At 56.0% G+C, this 1456-nt stretch carries 1 protein-coding gene; it reads left to right on the top strand.

All coding sequences use genetic code 11. The features are described 5' to 3' along the window. Positions 1–71 precede the first annotated feature (71 nt). On the top strand, positions 72–1456 hold a 1385-nt coding region (locus tag LCI23_RS06005; RefSeq protein ID WP_224945329.1), incomplete at its 3' end, for a type IV secretory system conjugative DNA transfer family protein.

Genomic DNA, 1456 nt, shown 5'->3' with positions numbered 1-1456 from the left:
TGGCGCATTGTTAGATACTAAGCTTAGTTTGGGCGATGTCAAGATCCTTTTTTGATGAGTGAGTCTCGGCCATGGCTAAGATCGATTTCATTTCAAATAGGAATTATTACTGGCTGCGTTTCAAGCAGTTTTTTTTCTTATTTATTTGCCTTGCGCTTATATCGTTTCTCCAGTTCGCTCCGCTATCCACACAGAATGTTTTGATTCTTTCTGGCGTCATTCTCATTGCCGGGATTTTCCAATTATTCAGATGGGAAACCCGTTTCCAGTACCAGCAGTATGGCCTGACGATGTTGCCCCCGGGCTGGGGCAGCTTCCGCCCCAGTCAGCAGATGGATGACGGTCGGCTCGCCAGCCTGTACGAGCTGATCCGCAATCGCTGGAAACCAGGTGGAATCATCGCCGGCAGACCACTACCGGAGCACCAGATCCTGGGGCTCTTCAAGGGCCTCTGGTGCGGCAAGCCCGACGACCGGCACATGTTGACCATCGCGGGATCGCGCGCGGGCAAGGCGACCGGCGCGCTGATCCCGAACTTGCTGATGTATCCCGGATCGGCGCTGGTGATCGATCCGAAGGGCGAACTGGCCCAGATCACGTCGAGGCGACGTGGTTGTCAGGGCAAGGACGTACTCGGGCAGGACGTGTTCATTCTCGATCCGGAGGAAATCACGGTCGGGCTGGCCAGGCATCGCTGGAACCCGCTCGCCGAAATGAGCGCGTCCGACCCGTGCCTGTGGGGGCATGCCTCGAAAATGGCCTTGCGGCTGATTCCCATGTCGCCGCTCGCCGCGGCGGACAATTCCGCCTACTTCGAGACGCACGCGCGCAATGTGCTGACCTGCCTGATCGTCCACGTGATCGAGGAAGAACCGGAGGACCGCAGGAACCTCCTCCATATTCGCAAGCTCATCATGCAAGGTGACCAGGAGCTGTTCGACCTCGTCGAACGGGAGTGCCAGCTGGCCGGCAGGTCCAATCCCTACGCCGATCCACACGACGCCCTGCTTGCCTACCTGGCGGAATCGCCCCTCCAGAATGGGAAGGTCCGGGGCGTTTTTCAGCGCCTGGTGTCGAAAGCCGACACCGAGTTGAGTGGAATCCTTGGAACGCTGGATCAACATACCAGTTTCCTGGATGAACACGCCATGGAAACCACCTTGTACACCTCTGACTTTTCATTGCGCATGCTAAAACTCCGTCCAACGACGATTTATATCTGCATGCGCGGCATGTCGCTGGCCGGCCCTCTGAAAAAGCTCATGCAGATCATCATCGACCAGGCTCTCGACATATTGGAAAGCACACCCGGCAGGCCACCCTATCCCGTTCTTTTCATGATGGACGAATTCTATTGCCTCCAGCGAAATGAAACACTTGATATGGCAATTGGCCAATTAGGATCGGCCGGCATTACCTTATGGCCCGTGGTACAGCATATCAGCCAATTGAAAAG

It is taken from the genome of Massilia sp. MS-15, assembly GCF_020176695.1.
GTDB classification, from domain to species: Bacteria; Pseudomonadota; Gammaproteobacteria; order Burkholderiales; family Burkholderiaceae_D; genus Telluria; species Telluria hydrophila.
This window is presented reverse-complemented; position numbering and strand designations above follow the sequence as displayed.